Origin of the sequence: Streptomyces shenzhenensis, from assembly GCF_021462265.1 — a bacterium.
GTDB classification, from domain to species: domain Bacteria; phylum Actinomycetota; class Actinomycetes; order Streptomycetales; family Streptomycetaceae; genus Streptomyces; species Streptomyces shenzhenensis.
In genome coordinates this window covers 1-21,739 of sequence record NZ_JAJONF010000080.1, presented here as the reverse complement: position 1 = coordinate 21,739, position 21,739 = coordinate 1, and the positions used below count along the sequence as shown (strand labels likewise).

Genomic DNA, 21,739 nt, shown 5'->3' with positions numbered 1-21,739 from the left:
GTCGGAGAGACGTTCCACCAGCAGGGTTCCCACGCCCTCGCTCCAGGAGGAGCCGTCCGCCGCGTCGTCGAACGCCTTGATACGGGCATCGGGGGCGAGCCCCCGCTGGCGGGAGAACTCGACGAAGGACTCCACCGTCGACATCACGGTGGCACCGCCCGCCACCGCGAGGTCGCACTCACCGCCGCGCAGCGATTGGACCGCCAGATGCAGCGCGACCAGCGACGACGAGCACGCGGTGTCGATGGTCAGGGCCGGGCCCTCCAGGCCGAAGACGTACGACAGCCGGCCGGAGGCGATGCTGCCCGCCGTACCGGCGCCGATCATGCCCTCGAAGCCCTCGGGCGCGGGCGTCAGCCGGGTGCCGTGGTCGTGGGAGAGGATCCCGATGAACACACCGGTACGGGAACCGGCGAGGCCGAGCGGGTCGAGGCCCGCGCGTTCGAACGTCTCCCAGGTCGTCTCCAGCAGCAGCCGCTGCTGCGGGTCCATCGACAGGGCCTCACGGGGCGGGATGCCGAAGAGGCCGGCGTCGAAACCGGCCGCGTCCTGGAGGAAACCGCCCTCCTTGACGTAGATGTGGCCGACAGCGTCCGGGTCGGGGTCGTACAGTTCGTCGACGTCCCAGCCGCGGTCGGCGGGCATCGCCGAGATCAGGTCGCGTTCCTCGACGACCGCGCGCCACAGGTCCTCGGGCGAGTCGATGCCGCCGGGGAAGCGGCAGGCCCCCGAGACGATCGCGACGGGCTCCTGCCGCCCCGACTCCAGCTCCAGGAGCCGGGCGCGTGCCCGGTGCAGATCGGCCGTCACCCGCTTCAAGTACTCGATGATCCGCGTGTCTTCCATGGAAGGAACGCGTCCCTTTCTGCCAGCGGCCCGGAAGCAGCCCGGACCGACGTCGGTGAAGGTCAGAAGGTGCCCATGTCGTCGATGAAGTCGAGGAGTTGGTCGACCGAGGCGTCCTCCAGTCCGAGACCGTCGGCTGCTGCCGGGGTGTCGCCGTCGCTCCAGCGGGCCACCAGGGAGTGCAGCCGCATGGTGACCTTCGCGCGCAGCGCCGGATCGGAGGTGTCGGCGCCGAGCAGCGCGAGTTCCAGCCGGTCCAGGTCGGTGAGGACCGGAGGGGTGACCTCGACCGGGGTGCCGAACAACTTCTCGTCGAGGAACTCGGCGATCGCCCGTGGGGTGGGGTGGTCGAAGGCGAGCGTGGCCGGGAGTTTCAGGCCGCTGAGCGCGGACAACCGGTTGCGCAGGTCCACCGCGGTCAGCGAGTCCAGGCCCAGCTCCCGGAAGGCGCGGCCGTCGTCGACCTGGTCGGCGGAGCCGTGCCCGAGGACGAGGGCGACGGTGGAACGTACGGCGTCCAGGAGGCCGGCGGCGCGTTCGGCGGGGACCTGCGCGGCGAGCCGTTCCCGCAGGCCGGTCTGCGCGGCGGCGCCCGCGCTGCGCCGGCCGGCCCGTACCAGGCCGCGCAGCAGCGCGGGGAGGGTGCCGTCGCCGGCCTGGGCGCGCAGGGTGGGGAAGTCGAAGCGGGCGGCGACCAGATGGGCGTCGGGACTGTCGAGGGCCGCGTCCAGCAGGTCGGTGCCCTGCTCGGCGGTCAGGCCGCGGGTACCGGAGCGGGCCATCCGGCGGGCCAGGTCCTGGTCGGTGAGCCCGGCGCCCATCTCGGAGCGGTCCTGCCACAGTCCCCAGGAGACGGACAGGCCGGGCAGGCCCAGTGACCGGCGGTGCCGGGCGAGGGCGTCCAGGAACGCGTTGGCCGCGCCGTAGTTGGCCTGGCCCGCGCCGCCGAAGGTGCCGGCCATGGACGAGTACAGGACGAACGCGGCCAGGTCGGCGTCCCGGGTGAGGCTGTGCAGCTGCCAGGCGGCGTCCGCCTTCGTCCGCAGCACCGTGTCGACATGGTCCGGGGTGAGCGAACCGAGGGCCCCGTCGGCGAGGACGCCCGCCAGGTGGAACACCCCGGTGAGCGGATGCCGTTCGGGGATCCGCGCCAGGAGCCGGGCCAGGGCTTCGGGGTCGGCCACGTCGCAGGCGGCGGCCGTGACCGTGGCCCCGGCCCCTGTCAACTCGGCGGCGAGTGCTGCCGCGTTGGGGGCGTCGGCGCCGCGGCGCCCGGTGAGCAGCAGATGGCGCACGCCGTGCCGGGTCACCAGGTGGCGGGCGAGGATGGCGCCGAGGGTGCCGGTGCCGCCGGTGATCAGGACCGTGCCCTCCGGGTCGAGCGGGCGGTGGCCGGGAGTGCCGTCGGCGGTCACCCGCGCCAGCCGCGCGACCCGCAGCACCCCTTCCCGCAGGGCGAGTTGGGGTTCGCCCGAGCCGAGGGCCGCCGCCAGCACCACCGGGGGGACCTCCGCGGTGTCGCTGTCCAGCAGGACGAACCGGTCGGGCTGCTCCTGCTGCGCGGAGCGGACCAGGCCCCACAGCGGGGCGTGCGCGAGGTCGACGGCCGTGTCCGGGGCGCCGTCCGCCACCGCGTCCCGGGTGAGGAAGACCAGCCGTGCCTCCGCCCAGCGTTCGTCCGTCGTCCACGCTCGGCACAACTCCAGTGCGTCCAGCAGCACGTGCCGGTCGCCGGGCTCGCCGCCCGCGCCGGCCACCAGCACCGCCTCGGGCACCGGTGCGCCCCCGTCCACGGCCGCGGCCAGCGCGGCCAGGTCGGTGTAGTGGCGGCGGGGGTCCACCTCGGCCGGCCACACCGCCTCGCACCGCTTGCCCAGTACCGCCCAGCGGGCGGCGGTGGTCTCGCCGGACGGCAGTGGCGTCCACTCCAGGCGGAACAGGGAGTTCTCCGTGGCGGTGCGGCTCGCGGTCAGGTCGGCGCCCGTCATGGGGCGTACGGCGACGGACTCTGCGGTGAGCACCGGCTGCCCGGCACCGTCGTACAGGTGGAAGGCGAAGGAGCCGTCACCGAGCCGTACCGCCCGCACCCGCAGCTCGGTGGCGCCCTGTGCGTGCAGGGTGACCCCGCTCCAGCTGAACGCGAGCTGCCCGCTGTTCTCCAGGCCGTCCAGGACGACGACGTGCAGGGCCGCGTCCAGGAGTGCCGGGTGGATGCCGTACTCCTGCGCGGTCTTCGCCTCCGGCTGCGGGAGCCGCACCTGGGCGAAGAGTTCGTTCCCGCGCCGCCAGGCGGCCCGCAGGCCGCGGAAGGCGGGGCCGTAGTCGATGCCGGCCGCGGCGATGCGCTCGTAGGCGTCCTCGGCCGGCAGCGGGCCGGCGTCCGGCGGGGGCCAGCCGGCGAGCGGCTCGGGCGCTGCTCCGGCCGGGGCCAGGACGCCCTCGGCGTGCTGCGTCCACGGGGACTCCTCGTCGGCGTCCGGGCGTGAGTGGACGCGTACCGCGCGCCGCCCGGAGCCGTCCGGTGCGTCGACCGTCACCTGGACGACGGTCCCGCCGTCCGCCGGGATCACCAGCGGCCGCTGCAGCGCCAGCTCCTCCACGGCCGCGCAGCCGACGGCGTCACCCGCCCGCACCGCCAGTTCCACGAAGGCGGCACCGGGCAGGATCGCCGTCCCGCCCACCGCGTGGTCGTCCAGCCAGGGCAGCGTCCGCCGCGCCAGCCGCCCCGTCAGCAACGCACCCCCATGGGCGAGTCCGACACGCACGTCGAGCAGGGGATGCCCGGTGCCGCGCACTCCGGCGCCCACCGGCCCGGTCACCGGCTCCAGCCAGTAGCGCTCCCGCTGGAAGGCGTACGTCGGCAGGTCGACCCGGCGGGCGCCGGCCCCGTCGAACACGGCGGCCGCCCAGTCCACGTCCACGCCGTGCGCCCAGGCGTCCGCCAGGGCGCGCGCGGTGCGCTCCGGGCCGCCGTCCTCGCGGCGCAGGGTGCCCAGCGCGGCGACCCGTACGTCCTGGGTCGCGGCGATGTCGGTGACCGGGCCGGGCAGCAGCGGATGCGGGCTCATCTCCAGGAACACCCGGTGGCCCCGCTCCAGCAGATGCCGTACGGCCTTCTCGAACTGCACGGGCTCCCGCGCGTTGCGGTACCAGTACGCGGCGGACATCCCGGTGGTGTCCAGGAGCTCCCCGGTGACCGTCGAGCACAGCGGGACCGCGCCCGGCCGCGGAGTCAACCCGGCTAGGGCGTCGAGGAGTTGGTCGCGCAGCCGGGCCATCTGCGGGGCGTGGCCCGGTGCCACCGCGCCGCGCACCCGGCGCACCTGGGCGCCTTCGGCCTCGGCCACCGCGAGGAACTCCTCCAGGGCCGTCACGTCTCCGGTGACGACCACCGACTCCGGCCCGTTGACGACGCCGACGCTGAGCTCCGACTCCCACGGCCCGAGCCGGGCCGCGACCCACTCGGGGGACTTGGACACCCCGGCCATCGCGCCCAGGCCCACCACGTCCACGATCAGCCGGCTGCGCAGCGCCACCACCCGGGCCGCGTCCTCCAGCGACAGGGCGCCCGCCACGTGCGCGGCGGCGATCTCGCCCTGCGAGTGGCCCACCACCGCCGCCGGGCGCACACCGGCCGCCTGCCAGGTGTGCGCGAGGGCGACCATCACCGAGAACAGCACCGGCTGCACCACGTCCAGCCGCTCCAGCGACGGCGCGTCCGGATCCCCGGCCATCGCGCCGGTCACCGACCAGCCGACCAGGTCGGCGAAGACCCGCTCGCAGTCCGCGAACGCGTCCCGGAACACCGTGGAGCGCTCCAGCAGCGCCGAGGCCATCCCCACCCACTGCGAGCCCTGCCCGGGGAACACGAACACCGCCTCGGCGCCGGTGGGTGTCCCGGTGACCACGTGCGGCGCCTCCTCGCCCGCGGCCAGCGCCGCGAGCCCGGCACGGGCCTCCCGCAAGCCGGCGGCGAGGACCACCGCGCGGTGCGCGAGCGCCGTGCGCGTCGCTGCCAGCGACCAGGCAACGTCGGTGAGGTGCGGAGCGTCCTCGGCCGCCAGTACGCCGGCCAGCCGGGCCGCCTGGCCGCGCAGCGCCGCCGGGGTGTGCCCGGACAGCACCAGCGGGGTGACCGGCAGCGGCAGCCGCGGCTCGTCCGCCACCGGCGCGGGCGGCGCCTGTTCGAGGATCACATGCGCGTTGGTACCGCTCGCGCCGAACGCCGACACACCTGCCCGGCGCGGCCGGTCCACCGCCGGCCACACCTCGGCCTCCGTCAGCAGCCGCACCGCACCCAGCGACCAGTCGATCCGCGTCGACGGCCGGTCCACGTGCAGGGACCGCGGCAGCAGCCCGTGCCGCAGCGCCAGCACCGTCTTGATCACCCCGGCCACACCCGCCGCGCCCTGCGTGTGGCCGATGTTCGACTTGATCGAGCCGAGCCGCAGCGGCCGGTCCGCGGGCCGGTTTCGGCCGTACGTCGCCATCAGCGCGTGCGCCTCGACGGGGTCGCCGAGCCGGGTGCCGGTGCCGTGCGCCTCGACGGCGTCCACGTCGGCCGAAACGAGGCCCGCGTCGTCGAGCGCGGCCCGGATCACCCGCTGCTGGGCGGCGCCGTTGGGCGCGGTGAGCCCGTTGGAGGCACCGTCCTGGTTGACCGCCGTACCGCGGACGACGGCCAGCACCCGGTGCCCCGCCCGCAGCGCGTCCGATAGCCGCTCCACGAGCAGCATGCCGACGCCCTCCGACCACATGGTGCCGTCGGCCGCCTCGGCGAAGGACTTGCTGCGCGCGTCCGGTGCCATCAGCCCCTGCCCGGAGAATCCCACGAACGCGCCGGGCGTCGCCATCACCGTCGCCGCCCCCGCCAGCGCCAGATCGCACTCCCCGGCGCGCAGCGCCCGCACCGCCTGGTGCAGCGCGACCAGCGCCGACGAGCACGCCGTGTCCACGGTCACCGCCGGGCCCTCGAAACCGAAGGTGTAGGAGATCCGGCCGCTGGCCATCGACCCGCCGATGCCGGTGGCGAAATACGGCACCAGGTCGTCCGGCATCCGCTCCGGGCCGAGCAGGTAGTCATGGCCGACCAGCCCCGCGAACACCCCGGTACGGCTGCCGCGCAGCGCGCCCGGGTCGAGGCCGGCCCGCTCCATCGCCTCCCAGGCCGTTTCCAGCAGCAGCCGGTGCTGCGGATCCATGGCGAGCGCCTCACGCGGTGAGATCCCGAAGAACGCCGGGTCGAACTCGCCCGCCTCGTGCAGGAATCCGCTCTCCCGCGCCTCCGTCGAGGTGCCCGGGTCGCCGGCCGGGGCGAAGAGTTCCTCCAGGTTCCAGCCCCGGTTGTCGGGGAAGCCGCCGAGGACGTCGCGCTCGTCGGCCACCAGCCGCCACAGGTCCTCCGGGCTGGTCACCCCGCCCGGGAACCGGCAGCCCATGCCGATGATCGCGACCGGTTCGTCGGCCCTGCGCCGCGGACGCGGCCGGGCCGGGGCCGGCGGACGGGCGGCTTCGCCCTGGCCCTCCCGGTCCAGCTGGGCGGCGAGCGCCTGGGGGGTGGGGTGGTCGAAGACGGCCGAGGCGGGCACGGACAGCCCTGTCGCCGCGCGCAGTTCGGCGCACAGCTCGACCGCGCCGACCGAGGTCACGCCCAGCTCGGCGAACGGCCGGTCGGCCGCCACGGCCTCCCGCGAGGCATGGCCGAGGACGGCGGCGGTGGCGGAGCGGACCAGTTCCAGCGTCTCCAGCCGCGCCCGCGGGACATCCGGCCGGGTGTCGACGAGCTCCACGGGCGCCGCCGTGCCGTCGAAGGAGCGGCCGGCCGCGAGCCAGTACCGGCGGTGCTCGAAGGCGTACGTCGGCAGCGGCACGCGCGCCGCGCCCGTGCCGGCGAACACCGCGTCCCAGTCGACGCTCACCCCGGCCGTGTGCACCTGCCCCAGCCCGAGGAGCAGGGAGCGGGTGTCGGGGCGGTCCTTGCGCAGGGTCGGGGCGAGGACCGCCGCCGAGCGGTCGGCCAGGCAGTCCGCCGCCATCGACGCGAGCACCCCGTCGGGGCCCAGCTCCAGGAAGACCCGCCCGCCGTCCGTCTCGGCGGCCCGCACCGCGTCCAGGAAACGGACCGGCTCGCGCAGGTGCCGTACCCAGTACTCGGGATCGGTGACCTCGCCGGGCCCGACCAGCCTGCCGGTGAGCGCCGAGACCAGCGGGATGCGTGGCTCGTGATAGCCGGCGCGGCCCGCCACCTCGCGGAACTCCGGCATGGCCGGCTCCATCAGGACCGAGTGGAAGGCATGGCTGACCTGGAGCCGCCGGATCTTGTGCCCGCGCTCCGCGAGCGTGCGGGCCACCGCCTCGGTGTCCTCGGCCGCGCCCGACAGGACCACGGACCGCGGTCCGTTGACGGCCGCGATGCCCACCCCGGGCGTCAGCAGCGGGGCCACCTCGGCCTCGGCCGCCCGCACCGAGATCATCACCCCGCCGGCCGGCAGCCGGTCCATCACCCGGCCGCGCGCCGCGACCAGCGCGCACGCGTCCGGCAGCGACAGCACCCCGGCCACGTGCGCAGCGGTCAGCTCCCCGACGGAGTGCCCGACCAGCCGGTCCGGCACCACCCCCCAGGACTCCACGAGCCGGAACAGCGCCGTCTCGACGGCGAACAGGGCGGGCTGGGTGAACGCCGTCCGGTCCAGGGCCGCCGCGTCACCGGACAGGACCGGCCGCAGCGGGCGTTCGAGCAGCGGGTCGAGGTGCGCGCAGACCTCGTCGAGGGCGGCGGCGAACACCGGGAACTCGTCGTACAACTGCTGTGCCATGCCCTCGTACTGGGCGCCTTGACCGGTGAACAGCAAGGTGAGCGAGGGCTGTTCGGCCGTCTCGGCGCGTACGACGCCCGCGCCGGGGGTGTTCTCGGCGAGGGCGCCCAGTCCGGCGAGCAGTTCCTCGGCGTCGGCCGCGACGAGGAGGGCGCGGTGCCGCATGCGAGACCTGGTGGTGGCCGTCGACCAGCCGAGGTCGAGCGGGCGGAGCCCGGGGTGGGCGCGTACGTGGTCGGCGAGCCGGGCCGCCTGGCCGCGCAGGGCACCGGGGGTACGGGCGTCGAGCAGGACGGGAACGGCGGAGAGGACACGGCCCTCCGCGGACCGACCGCCCGCCGCCGGTCCGCCCTTCTCCGCCGGTCCGCCCATGTCCGTCGGCCGGCCGCCCGCCGTCGATCGCTCCGTCTCCGCCGGCTGGTCGTCCGCCGTCGGTCGGTCGTCCGCCGTCGGGGGGCCGCCAGCCGTCGGTCCGGCCTGCTCCCTCGGCCGGTCGTTCGTCGTCGGTCGGCCGTCCGCGGTCGGCCGGTCCTTCTCCGTCGGTCGTCCGGCCGCCGTCGGCCGGCCGGCCCCCGCCCACCGGGTGGCCTCCGCCGGTTCGGCCTCCTCCAGCAGGACGTGCGCGTTCGTCCCGCTGATTCCGAAGGACGACACCGCCGCCCGGCGCCGCCGGTCCGTGCGCGGCCAGCGCTGCTCGTCGAGGAGCAGCCGGACGCCGGACGTGCTCCAGTCGACGTGGGCGGTCGGCGGGTCGGCGTGCAGGGTGCGGGGCAGGACGCCGTGGCGCAGCGCGAGCACCGTCTTGATGACACCGGCGACTCCGGCGGCGGCCTGGGTGTGCCCGAGGTTGGACTTGACCGAGCCGAGCCACAGCGGCCGCCCGGCGTCCCGGCCCCTGCCGTACGTCGCGAGCAGCGCGTCCACCTCGATGGGGTCGCCGAGCCGGGTGCCGGTGCCGTGCGCCTCGACGGCGTCCACGTCGGCCGGGGCCAGGCCCGCGTCCTTGAGCGCGGCCCGGATCACCCGCTGCTGGGCCGTGCCGCTCGGCGCGGTCAGGCCGTTGGAGGCGCCGTCCTGGTTGACGGCCGAGCCCCGCACCACCGCGAGGATCCGGTGCCCGTTGCGGCGGGCGTCCGACAGGCGCTCCAGGAGCAGCAGACCCACACCCTCCGACACCGCGGTGCCGTCGGCGCGGTCCGAGAACGTCTTGCAGCGGCCGTCCGGCGCCAGCCCCCGCTGCCGGGAGAACTCCACCAGCGTCCACGGGCTCGACATCACCGTGGCACCGCCCGCCAGCGCCAGCTCGCACTCGCCGCCGCGCAGCGCCCGCACGGCCTGGTGCAGCGCCACCAGGGACGCCGAGCACGCGGTGTCCACGGTGACCGCGGGCCCCTCCAGGCCCAGCGCGTAGGCGAGCCGGCCGGACAGCACGCTCTGGGTGGAGCCGGTGCCGAGATAGCCGCCGAGCTCGGCGACGCCGTCCATCATCGGCGGCACGTAGTCCTGGCCGTTGGTGCCGACGAACACGCCGGTGCCGCTGCCGCGCAGCGCCGAGGGGGCGATCGCCGCGTCCTCCAGCGTCTCCCAGGCGACCTCCAGCAGCAGCCGCTGCTGCGGGTCCATGGCGAGTGCCTCACGGGGCGAGATCTCGAAGAAGCCCGCGTCGAAGTCGCCCGCCGTGGCCAGGAAGCCGCCCTCCCGGACGTAGGCCGTGCCGGGAGCGGCCGGGTCCGGGTCGTACAGCGCGTCCAGGTCCCAGCCCCGGTCGGCGGGCAGCGGCCCGATCGCGTCCCGGCCCTCGGCCAGCAGCCGCCACAGCTCCTCGGGGGAGCCGGCGTCCCCGGGGAAGCGGCAGCCCATGCCGACGATCGCGACCGGTTCCGACCGCCCGGCCTCCAGCTGTGCCAGCTTCCGCTTGGCCGCGTCGAGTTCGTGTGCCATCCACTTGAGGGTCTCGACGACCTTGTCGCCGCCGGGCGGGGGAACCTCGCTGCTCGTCACTGCACGTGTCTCCTGTGCTGCTGGGGCCTGAGCCGGGGTCGGGAGTGTGGGCGAGCCGGTCACCGGCCGAACCGTTCCTGGATGAAGCCGAGAACCTCCTCGGCGCTCGTCGCGGACGCCAGGGCGTCGCCCGGGTCGGCACCGTCACCGTTGCCGTCGCCGTCGGCTGCCGGGGCGTCCGGGAGCCGGGTCAGCAGGGTGCGCAGCCGGGCCGCGACCGCGGCCGACGCGGGGCCGTCCAGGCGGTCGAGCACGGCCTCGAGACGGTCCAGTTCGTCTTCCGCCGAGGGGGTCGCCGAGGACGCTTCGTCGTCGACGTCCAGTTCGGTGACGACATGGGCCGCCACCGCCTGCGGAGTGGGATGGTCGAAGACGACGCCGACGGGCAGCCGCAGCCCGGTGGCCGCGCCGAGCCGGTTGCGGAACTCCACCGCCGTGAGCGAGTCGATGCCCAGTTCCCGGAAAAGCCGGGTGGGTGAGATCTCGTCCGGATCGGCGTGCCCGAGCACCGCGGCGAGCTGACGCAGCACCAGATCCAGTACCACCGCCGTGCGTTCGGCCGGCGCGGTGGCCGCGACCCGGTCCCGGAAGCCGGTCCCGGTCTCCGCCGGGTCGGTGCCGGCCTCCTCCTGCCCGGCGGCGGGCTGCAGTGCCGCCCGGTAGCCGGGCAGGCCCAGGAACAGCCGGTTCGCGCGGGCACCGGCCGGATCGGCGTTCAGGCGGGTGAAGTCCACGTCGGCGACGACCAGATGGCCGCTGTCGGAACCCACCGCCCGCTCCAGCGCGCGGACCGCCCGCCGCGGGTCCATGGACTCCATCGCGAACCGGTGCAGCCGGTTCGCGATCACCTCGCCGCCCTCCAGCCCGCTGCCGCCCGCCCAGTGTCCCCAGCCGACGGACAGCGCGGGCAGACCGAGCGCCCGGCGGTGCAGCGCGAGCGCGTCGAGGTAGGCGTTGCCGGGCGCGTAGCCGCCCTGCCCGGCGTCCGCCGTGACGCCCGCGAACGACGAGAACAGCACGAACGCCTCCAGCGGGAGGTCCCGCGTCAGTTCGTCGAGGTTGCGTGCCGCCCGTGCCTTCACCCGGAGCGAGCGCTGGAGCTGGGGAAGCGTCAGGGAGGACAACAGCGCGTCGTCCACGGCCGCCGCCGTGTGGACCACGGCGGTCAGCGGATACTCGGCGGGTACCTGGCGCAGCAGCTCCGCCAGCTCGGCCCGGTCGCCCAGGTCGCAGGCGGCGACGGTCACCCGGGCGCCCAGCGCGGCGAGTTCGTCCGCCAGCTCCCGCGCCCCCGGCGCGTGCGGGCCCCGCCGTCCCGTCAGCAGCAGATGGGGCGCCCCGAGGGCGGCCAGATGCCGGGCCACGTGTCCGCCGAGCGCGCCCGTGCCACCGGTCACCAGCACCGTACCGTTCGGCTTCCAGCCCTCCGGCCGCTCCGGCTGCGGGGCCGGCACCAGACGCCGGGTCAGGGCCGCCGACGCCCGGATCGCCGCCTCGTCCTCGCCGGTGGCCCCGGACAGCACGGCCGCCAGCCGGGTCAGCGCCCGCGGGTCGAGGTCCCCCGGCAGGTCGATCACCCCGCCCCACCGTTCGGGATGCTCCTGACGGGCCGTGGCTCCGAGCCCCCACACCATGGCCTGCTCCGGCGCGGTCACCTGGTCCGTCGGCTGCGCAGCGACCGCGCCCCGGGTGAGCACCCACAGCGGTGCCGCCCGGTCCAGGTCACCGAGGGCCTGGTCGACGGCGAGTGTGGCCGCCAGCGCGCGCGGCACGGCGTCATGTCCGGCGGCGGCGCCGTCGAGCAGACCGGTCAGTGTCAGCACTCCGGCAGGCGCCGCGAACTCGTCCAGCCCGTCCAGCGCTTCGGCGACGGTCGCACGGTCGGCCCCGGCCGGGACACCGAGCCGCGTCACCCGCGCCCCGTGCGCCCCGAGCGCCGACTCGACCTGCGCGGCGACCGGTGCGGCCGCCGGGTCGTCCGGGACGAGGAGCAGCCAGTCCCCCGTGAGCACGGGCCGCGCGGGCGTGGCGACCGGCTCCCACACCACCCGATGCCGCCACCGGTCCAGCGCCGCGTCCTCCCGGGACCGGTGCCGCCAGTCGGCGAGGGCCGGCAGCACATCCTGAAGTGAAGTCAACTGTCCGTTCACCAGCGGCAGTTCGCCTACGAGCGCGTCGACGTCGCCGTTCTCCACGGCGTCCCAGAAGCGCCGCTGGGCCGAGTCGTCGTCCGTGACCGGCGCCGGTACGGCCGCCGCGGTGGCGAAGTAGGCCGACTGGCGCGGCGCGTCCAGCCAGTAGCGCTGCCGCTGGAAGGCGTACGTCGGCAGGTCGACGGGGCCGGACGGGACCTGCGCGTACAGCGCGCGCGGCCAGTCCACCGGCACCCCGGCGACGTAGGCCGCCCCCAGCGAGGCGGCGAGCCGGCGCGGCCCGCCCTCGTCCCGGCGCAGCGTCCCCAGCGCGACCGCCGAAGCAGCCGTGTCCTCCAGAGTCTCCTGAAGCCCGGTCAGCAGCACCGGGTGCGGGCTGACCTCCAGGAACACCCGGTGCCCGCGGGCCGCCAACTCCCTTACGGCCGCGTCGAAACGGACGGGTTCACGCATGTTGTCGTACCAGTAGCCGGCGTCCATCCCGGAGCCGTCGGCCACGGCCCCGGTGACCGTGGACACGATCGGCACCGAGCCCGCCCTCGGCGCGACCGGGGCCAGTTCCGCGAGGACGCGCTCGCGCACCAGCTCCACCTGCGCGGAGTGCCCGGCCGCGATCGCCCCCTTCACCCGCCGGGCCCGCAGCCCCGCCTCCTCCGCGTCCGCCAGGAACTCGCCGACCGCGGCCGCCTCGCCCGACACCACCACCGAGGCGGGCCCGTTGACCGCCGCCACACTCAGCCGGTCGCCCCAGCGCGCCAGCCGTGCCGCGACCGACTCCCGTGGCGCGGCCACCGACGCCATCGCGCCGAGCCCGGACAGCTCCTCCTGCATGGTCCTGCTGCGCAGGCAGATGATCCGGGCCGCGTCCGGCAGGGACAGGGCGCCCGCGACACAGGCCGCGGCCACCTCGCCCTGCGAGTGCCCCACGACCGCCGCCGGCACCACCCCGGCCGCCTCCCAGGTCCGGGCCAGCGCCACCATCACCGCGAACAGCAGCGGCTGCACCACGTCGAGCCGCTCCATCGACGGCGCGCCCGGACGGTCGTACAGCACGTCGAGGACCGACCAGTCGACGAACTCGCCCAGCGCCGCGTCGCATTCGGCCAGGGCCTGACTAAATGCCGGTGAGCTGTCCAGAAGTTCGACCGCCATGCCCGGCCACTGCGAGCCCTGGCCCGGGAAGACCAGTACCGGCCCGGCGCCCGGCGCCGCCGCCCCGGTGACCAGCTGGGCGTGTGCCCCGCCGTCGGCCAGGGCGGCCAGCGCGGCCAGGGCCTCGTCCCGGCCGCTCGCGACCACGGCCGCCCGGTGCTCCAGCTCGGTCACCCGCGCGGTCGCCAACGCCCGCCCCACCACCGGCAGTTCAGGTTCGGGGTGGTCGGCGAGGAAGTCGTGGAGCCGCCGGGCCTGATCGCGCAGCGCGGCCGCGGTGGCCGCGGACAGCGGGAGTACGGCGGGACCGGCGGCGAGCGCGACGGCACCGGCCGGAGCGGCCGGGGGCGCCACCGGGAGCTCCTCCGCCTGCTCCAGGATCACATGCGCGTTCGTCCCGCTGATCCCGAACGCCGACACGGCCGCCCGCCGGGCCCGCCCCACCTGCGGCCACTCCCGCGTCCCGGCGAGCAGTTCGACCCCGCCCGAGGACCAGTCGACGTGCGCGGAGGGCTCGGCCAGATGCAGGGTGCGGGGCAGCACACCGTGCCGCAGGGCCTGCACCGTCTTGATGACGCCCGCGATGCCCGACGCGGCCTGGGTGTGCCCGATGTTCGACTTCAACGAGCCCAGGTAGAGCGGTCGTTCGGCGGGACGGTCCTGACCGTAGGTGGCGAGCAGCGCCTCCGCCTCGATGGGGTCGCCGAGCGGGGTGCCGGTGCCGTGGCCCTCGACGGCGTCGACGTCGGCCGGCGTCAGCCCGGCGTCGGCCAGGGCCTGCCGGATCACCCGCTGCTGCGACCGGCCGTTGGGCGCGCTGAGCCCGTTGGAGGCGCCGTCCTGGTTGACCGCCGTGCCCCGGATGACGGCGAGCACCGGATGCCTGTTGCGCCGCGCGTCCGACAGCCGCTCCACGACCAGGGTGCCGATGCCCTCGGAGAACGCGGAACCGTCCGCGTCCTGCGAGTACGAACGGCAGCGCCCGGTCCGCCCGAGCACTTGCTGCCGGCTGAACTCCACGAAGCCGCCCGGTGTCGACATCACCGTCGCACCGCCCGCCACCGCCAGGTCGCACTCCCCGCCGCGCAGCGCCCGCACCGCGAGATGCAGCGCGACCAGGCCCGCCGAGCAGGCGGTGTCGAGCGTGAGCGTCGGCCCTTCGAGACCGAAGACATAGGCGACCCGGCCGGACAGCACACTGGCGGTGTGCCCGAGCAGCAGATGGTTGGCGACCCCCTCGGGAGCGTCGGACACCCCGCCCGCGTAGTCCTGCTCGCCCGCGCCGACGAACACCCCCGTGTTGCTGCCGCGCAGCGAGGTCGGCGGGATCCCGGCCCGCTCGAACGCCTCCCAGGTCGTCTCCAGCAGCAGCCGCTGATGCGGGTCCATGGCCAGCGCCTCACGGGGCGAGATCGCGAACAGGCCCGCGTCGAAACCGGCGATGTCGTCGAGGAAACCGCCTTCGCGCGAGTACGACGTCCCCGTCGCGGCCGGGTCCGGGTCGTAGAGGGCGGCCAGGTCCCAGCCCCGGTCGGCGGGGAAGTCGGTGACGGCGTCCCGTTCCTCGGCGACCAGCCGCCACAGGTCCTCGGGGCTGACCGTGCCGCCGGGATACCGGCAGGCCATGCCGACGACGGCCACCGGTTCGTCCGCCGGCCGGACCGGCGTCGTCTCGTGCCCCCGCTGCACGCCGGCGAGCCGGTCATGGACCGCGGCGGCCAGCTCGCGCGGGGTGGGGTGGTCGAAGACGACCGTGGCGGGCAGCGCCAGTCCGGTCGCCGCCACGAGCCGCCCCCGCACCTCCACGGCGGTCATCGAGTCCAGGCCCAGGCTCTTGAAGGTCCGGGTGACATCGAGATCGTGCGCCGGGTCGTGCCCGAGCGCCGCCGCGACCTCGTCCCGCACCAGCGCGAGCACCGCCCGCTCCCGCTCGACGGGCGGCAGTTCCGCCAGCCGCCGGGCAAGGCCGCCGGCCGTCTCCCCGCTCTCCGCGCTTTCGCCGGTCTCCTCGCTCCGCGGTGCTGTCAGCGCGAACAGCGGGCCGGGCCGTACGGCGGCGAAAACCGCCGTGAGCCGGTCCCAGTCCACGTCGGCGACCACCCGGCAGGCCTCACCCGACCCCAGCGCCTGCCCCAGCGCGGTCAGCGCGTCGGCCGGATCCAGGGGCCGCAGCCCGCTGGCGCGCAGCAGGCCGGCCAGCGTGTCGTCGGCGGCCATCCCGGCCCCCGCCCAGGGCCCCCACGCGACACTGGTCGCGGGCAGCCCGTCGGCGCTCCGCCGCTCGGCGAGGGCGTCCAGCATCGCGTTGCCGGCGGCGTAGGCGGCCTGCCCGGTGCTGCCCCACACCCCGGCGATCGACGAGAACAGCACGAACGCGTCCAGTTCCAGTCCGAGTTCCCGGCTCAGCTCGTCCAGGTGCCGCGCTCCGGCGGCCTTGCCCGCCAGCACCGTGGACCATCCTTCGCCCGACAACCCGGCCACCGGACTCGCCTCGAAGACACCGGCGGTGTGGAAGACGCCGTCCGGGCGATGGCGGGTCAGCACGTCGGCGACCGCGGCCCGGTCGGCGGTGTCACAGGCCTCCACGGTCACCTCGGCGCCGTGCTCACGCAGTACCGCCACCAGGTCGGCCGCCCCCGGGGCGGCCTCGCCCCGGCGGCTGGTCAGGACGATCCGCCGGGCGCCGTTCCCGGCGAGCCAGCGGGCCACCCGGGCGCCGAGCGCCCCGGTGCCGCCCGTGACGAGCACCGTGCCGGCGGGGCGCCAGGGACGTGCGGGAGGTACGGGGGCCGCCGGCTCCGCGCCGGGTACGACACGGCGGCCCAGGACCCGCCCGGCGCGCACCGCGACCTGGTCCTCACGGCCGGGCCGGCCACCGTCGGCCAGCACGGCGCACAGCGCGTCGAGATCGAGCTCGCCGAAGCCGCCCACATCGGCCAACCCGCCCCAGACAGCGGGCAGTTCGAGCGACACCACCTGACCGAGACCCCACACCGCGGCCTGCCCCACCTCCCGCACCGAACCCTCCGGTCCGGCGGCGACGGCGCCCTCGGTCAGGAACCACAGCGGGACGTCCGCGACACCCCGGGCGGCCTCCAGCGCGAACAGCCCGGGGTCGGCGGCGAGCGCGGCCACGGCCACGGCCCCCGCGAAGTCACCGGCGTCGGCCACGGCCTGGCCGGCGTCATCGGCCACGTCCACCACGGCCTGGGCACCGGCCCTCTCCAGCGCGCCGAGCAGAGCCGTCACCCGCCCGTCCGCCGGATCGGTGCCGGGCGGCAGCATCACCCGCCACCGGCCGCGCAGGCGTGCCCCGCCGCCGGCCACCGGCCGCCACTCCACCCGATGGGTCAGGCGCCGCAGGCGGTTCGCACGGTCCGGCGCGGTCAGCAGGGCGTCCAGCGCCCGCGTCTGCTCCTCGCTCAGGCCCAGCTCGCGGACCGCGTCGGCGAAGTGGGTCATCGACGCCGCCCTCGGCGCCGGCGTGTCGAGCCAGTAGCGCCGGTGCCGGAAGGGATAGGTGGGCAGCTCCACGACACGTGCGCCACTGCCCTGGAACGCCCTCGACCAGTCCACCGTCAGCCCCGACAGGTGCAGGGCCGCCAGCGCCGTCACGAAGGCCGGCGCCTCGGGCCGGTCCGCGCGCAGCGCCGCGAAGACCGCGGGGGACGCCTCCGCCGGCACACTGTCCCGGACCGCTCCGGCCAGCACCCCCGCGGGCCCCAGCTCCAGATACGCCGTCGCGCCCGCCGCGTGCAGCGTGCGGACACCGTCGGCGAAGCGGACCGTCTCCCGGACATGCCGCACCCAGTAGGCGGGCGAGCACAGCTCCTCGGCGGCGGCCAGGGCACCGGTGACGTTGGAGACGACCGGCAGCGCCGGGGGACGGAAGCCGACCTGGGCCAGGACCTCGGCGAAGCCGGCCAGCATCGCGTCCATGTGCGCGGAGTGGAAGGCGTGGCTGACCCGCAGCCGCCGTACCCGCCGGCCACGTTCCCGCAGCCGCTCCGCGACCTCCGCCACGGCCTCCCGGTCACCCGAGACCACCACGGCCGACGGCCCGTTGACCGCCGCCACGCCCACCCGCCCGCCGTACCCGGCGAGTTCGGCCACGACCTCGGCCTCCGTCGCCTCCACCGCGGCCATCGCCCCGTCCGCGGACACGCCCCGCATCAGCCGCCCCCGCGCGGCCACCAGCGCACAGGCGTCGGCGAGGGACCACACCCCGGACACGAAGGCCGCCGCGAACTCACCGATGGAGTGCCCGATCAGCAGGTCGGGCGTCACACCCCAGTGTTCGAGCAGCCGGTACAGCGCCACCTCCACGGCGAACAGCGCCGCCTGGGCGTGGTCGGTCCGGTCCAGCAGATCCGCGTCCGAACCGAACACGACATCGCCCAGGGGCGCTTCGAGGTGGGGCGCGAAGTGCGCGCACACCTCGTCGAAGGCGGCGGCGAACACCGGCTGGGCCGCGTACAGTTCACGGCCCATGCCGAGCCGCTGGCTGCCCTGCCCGCTGAAGACCACCGCCAGCCGGCCCTCCTCACCCGCCCGGCCCGTCAGCACCCCGGCGGCCGACCGCCCCTCCGCCAGCGCCCGCAGCCGCTCCCCGGCCTGCTCCCGCCCGTCGGCGACCACCGCGGCCCGCCAGGGCAGCGCGCTGCGCGTGGTCGCCAACGACCAGGCCACGTGGACAAGTTCGGTACCGTCGGCCGCCACCGTCTGGGCGATGCGCGCGGCCTGCGCGCGCAGCCCCTCCTCGTCGGCCGCCGACAGCAGCAACGGTACGACGGCGGGATCCGGACCGCGCTCCGCGGGCTCGGGCCCCGACGGCGCCTGCTCCAGGATCACGTGGGCGTTCGTCCCGCTGATCCCGAAGGACGACACGGCGGCCCGCCGCGGCCGGCCCACCTCGGGCCAGGCCCGCGTCCGCGCCAGCAGCGCCACCCCGCCCGACACCCACTCCACGTGCGACGAGGGCGTGTCCGCGTGCAGGCTGCGCGGCAGCACCCCCTCGTTCATGGCCATGACGGTCTTGATCACGCCGGCGACTCCGGCGGCGGCCTGGGTGTGCCCGAGGTTGGACTTGACCGACCCCAGGTACAGCGGCCGTTCGGCCGGCCGCTGCCTGCCGTAGGTCTCCAGAAGGGCACCCGCCTCGATCGGGTCGCCCAGCACGGTGCCGGTGCCGTGGCCCTCGACGGCGTCGACGTCGGCCGGGGCGAGCCCGGCGGCGGCCAGCGCCTGCCGGATGACACGCTGCTGGGCGGCACCGTTCGGCGCGGTCAGACCGTTGGAGGCGCCGTCCTGGTTGACGGCGCTGCCGCGGAGCACGGCCAGCACCCGGTGCCCGTTGCGCCGGGCGTCCGACAGCCGCTCCACCAGCAGCATGCCCACTCCCTCCGACCAGCCGGTGCCGTCGGCGTCCTCGGAGAAGGACTTGCAGCGGCCGTCCGCGGCCAGTCCGCCCTGCCGGGAGAACTCCACGAAGGTGTCCGGTGTGACCATCACCGTGACCCCGCCGGCCAGCGCTAGATCGGACTCCCCGCGCCGCAGCGACTGCGCGGCCAGGTGCAGCGCCACCAGCGACGAGGAGCACGCCGTGTCCACCGTCAGCGCCGGCCCGTGCAGCCCGAGCGCGTACGCGATCCGGCCCGAGGCGACACTGCCCGCCCCGCCCGTCAGCAGATACCCCTCCACGCCCTCCGGCACCTCGGCCGTACGGCTGCCGTAGTCGTGGTACATCAGCCCGGCGAACACCCCGGTGCGCGAGCCGTGCACGGCCTCGGCCGGGATCCCCGCGTGCTCCAGCGCCTCCCAGGACACCTCCAGAAGCAGCCGTTGCTGCGGATCCATGGCCAGCGCCTCGCGCGGCGAGATCCCGAACAGCGCGGGGTCGAAGCCGGCGGCGTCGTCGAGGAACCCGCCGTCGCGGGTGGCGCTGGTGCCGTGGACGCCCGACGTCGTGTCGAACAGGGCGGCCAGATCCCAGCCCCGGTCCGCCGGGAACCGGCCCACCGCGTCCCGTTCCTCCAGCACCAGCCGCCACAGGTCGGCGGGCCCGTTCACCCCGCCCGGGTAACGGCAGGCCATGCCGATGATCGCGACCGGCTCGTCGTCACCCCGCACCGCCGCGACGCCCTCCGTACCGGCCGGCACCGCGTCCGCGCCGGACAGCCGCCCGTCCAGGAAGCGGGCCAGCGCCCGGGGCGTGGGATGGTCGAAGACCACCGTGGACGGCAGGGCGACACCGGTGACCGTGGCCAGCCGGTTGCGCACCTCCACCGCCATCAGTGAGTCCAGGCCCAGCTTCCGGAACTCGTCGGACGCACCGAGCCGTTCACCGCTCGCGTGCCCGAGCACCAGCGCCGTCTCGTCACGCACCACGCCCAGCAGCAACCGCTCCCGCTCGTCGCCGGACAACCCGGCCAGCCGCGCCGTGAACCCGCCCGCCCCGGCCGAGGGCGCGGCCTGCGCGGCCGCCCGCCGTACGGTCCGTGGCGCGAGCCGCGACAGCAGCGGCGGCACCGGACGCCCGTCCCGCCCCAGCGCCCCCGCGTCGAGCCGCGCCGGCACCAGGGCGGCCGGGCCACCGGCCCGGGCCGCCTCGGCGAGACCGGCGTCCAGCAGGGCCAGCCCCTCCTCGGCCGACAGCGGCAGCACGCCGGCCCGTCGCATCCGGGCCAGGTCCCGTTCGTCCAGATGCCCCGTCATCCCGGACGGCCGCTCCCACAGTCCCCACGCCAACGACAGGCCGGGCAATCCGAGTTGGGCCCGGTGGGCGGCCAGAGCGTCCAGGCAGGCGTTGGCGGCCGCGTAGTTGGCCTGCCCCGGGTTGCCCAGCACGCCGGCCACGGACGAGAACAGCACGAACGCCGACAGCTCCGCCTCGGCGGTCAACTCATGCAGATGCAGGGCGGCCCGGGCCTTGGGCCGCAGCACGGCCGTCACCGCCTCGGCGCTCAGCCCCGCCACGGTGGCGTCCTCCAGGACACCCGCCGCATGCACCACGGCCCCCAGCGGATGCCCCGACTCCTGGATGTCCGCCACGACCCGCGCCAGCGCCTCCCGGTCCCCGAGATCACAGGACCGCACCTCGGCCACGGCACCCGACCCGGCCAGCTCGCCGACCAGCTCGGCCACCCCGGCCGCCCGCGCGCCGGACCGGCTGAGCAGCATCAGCCGCCGCACCCCGTGCACGGTGACGAGATGCCGGGCCACCAGCGCCCCCAGGCTCCCCGTGCCGCCCGTGATCAGCACGGTACGGGCGGCGTCGAAGGACGGCGCCGCCACGTCGTCGGCACGGGGCTGCCGTACCAGCCGCGGTACGTACACCACCCCGTCCCGCAGCGCGAGTTGGGGTTCCTCCCCGACCACCTCGGGAGTGACCTCGGCATCCGCGTCGACCAGCACGAACCGGCCGGGATGCTCACTCTGCGCCGACCGCACCAGCCCCCAGACGGCGGCCGCGCCCGGGTCGGTCACCCGGTCGCCCTCGCCCACCGAGACCGCGCCCCGGGTCCGCACCACCAGCACCCGGTCCCGAAGCGCGGGATCCGCCACGAACCGCTGCACGGCCTCCAGCGCGGTCAGGACCGCGTCCTCCATCTCCACGGCCCCGGGGGAGCCTAGATCCAGCAGCACGGGGGAGCGGCCGCCGTCCGGCACGGAGCCCCGCGCCGTGTCCAGCACCGCACCCCACTCCGCCGCCCCGGACCCGCCCACCGCACCGGCTTCCTCCCACCGCACGGCAAGCAGCGACCCGGACCGCGAACCCGCGCGCAGCGTCTCCCCGGCCACCGGAAGCAGCACCAGCGACGCCACCGACACCACGGGCGCCCCGGCACCGTCCACGGCGGTCAGCTCCACCGAGTCCGCCCCCGTACGACGCACCAGGACCCGCAGCACCCCCGCGCCCGTGGCGTGCACCCGCACCCCGGACCAGGCGAACGGCAGCCGAATGCCCGCTCCTTGGGGCAGCAGCCCCGTGGCGGCCACGGCGTGCAGGGCGGAGTCCAGCAGCGCCGGATGCACCAGGAACCCTTCGGCCGGGCCCGCCTCCGCGGGCAACCCGACCTCGGCGAAGACCTCGTCACCACGGCGCCACAGCGCACGGACGCCCTGGAAAGCGGGGCCGTAGTCGTATCCCCGGGCGGCGAGTTCCCCGTACACCCCGCCGACGGGCACGGCATGGGCACCGGGAGGCGGCCAGGCGCCGAGACCGGCGGGCGCGCTGCCGAGGTCGCCCTCGCCCTCGGCCAGCACGCCCTCGGCGTGCAGCGTCCACTCCGCCACCGAACCGCCCGGACGCGGCCGGGAGTGGACCGTCACCGGACGACGTCCCTCCGCACCCGCCTCGCCCACCGCGACCTGCACGGTCACCGGCCCGGCGAGCGCGAGCGGCGCACGCAGCGTCAGCTCTTCGACCGAGCCGCAGCCGACCTCGTCACCGGCCCGCACCACCATCTCCACGAACGCGGTACCCGGCAGCAGCACCGTCCCCGCGACCGCGTGATCGCGCGACCACGAGGGAGTTCCCACACCGAGCGCACCCGTGAACACCACCCCCGCACCCGCCAACGGCACCGCCGCACTCAGCAGCGGATGATCACGCCCGTCGACCCCGGGCTGCGCGGCGGCGGCCGGAGTGCGCTCCAGCCAGTAGCGCTGGTGCTGGAAGGGGTAGGTGGGCAGGGACACACGGCGCTTCGGGGCGTGGGTGGTCCAGGTGGGGGTGGTGCCGGTGACATGTGCCCGGGCGAGCGCGGCGAC

3 protein-coding genes are annotated in these 21,739 nt (G+C 76.0%); all 3 read right to left on the bottom strand.

Going from position 1 to position 21,739, the window contains the following annotated elements; translation table 11 throughout:
• On the bottom strand, positions 1-810 hold an 810-nt coding region (locus tag LQ326_RS44980), incomplete at its 3' end, for a beta-ketoacyl synthase N-terminal-like domain-containing protein (RefSeq protein ID WP_434056968.1).
• Between the two features lie 98 nt (positions 811-908).
• Positions 909-9,662 (bottom strand): type I polyketide synthase, encoded by an 8,754-nt coding sequence (locus LQ326_RS44975; RefSeq protein WP_308402165.1) that lies wholly within the window; start codon positions 9,660-9,662, stop codon positions 909-911.
• 59 nt (positions 9,663-9,721) lie between these two features.
• Positions 9,722-21,667 carry a type I polyketide synthase gene (locus LQ326_RS44970; RefSeq protein WP_234544932.1) on the bottom strand — a complete coding sequence of 3,982 codons (11,946 nt, stop codon included), beginning with the start codon at positions 21,665-21,667 and terminating at the stop codon, positions 9,722-9,724.
• Between the last annotated feature and the right edge of the window lie 72 nt (positions 21,668-21,739).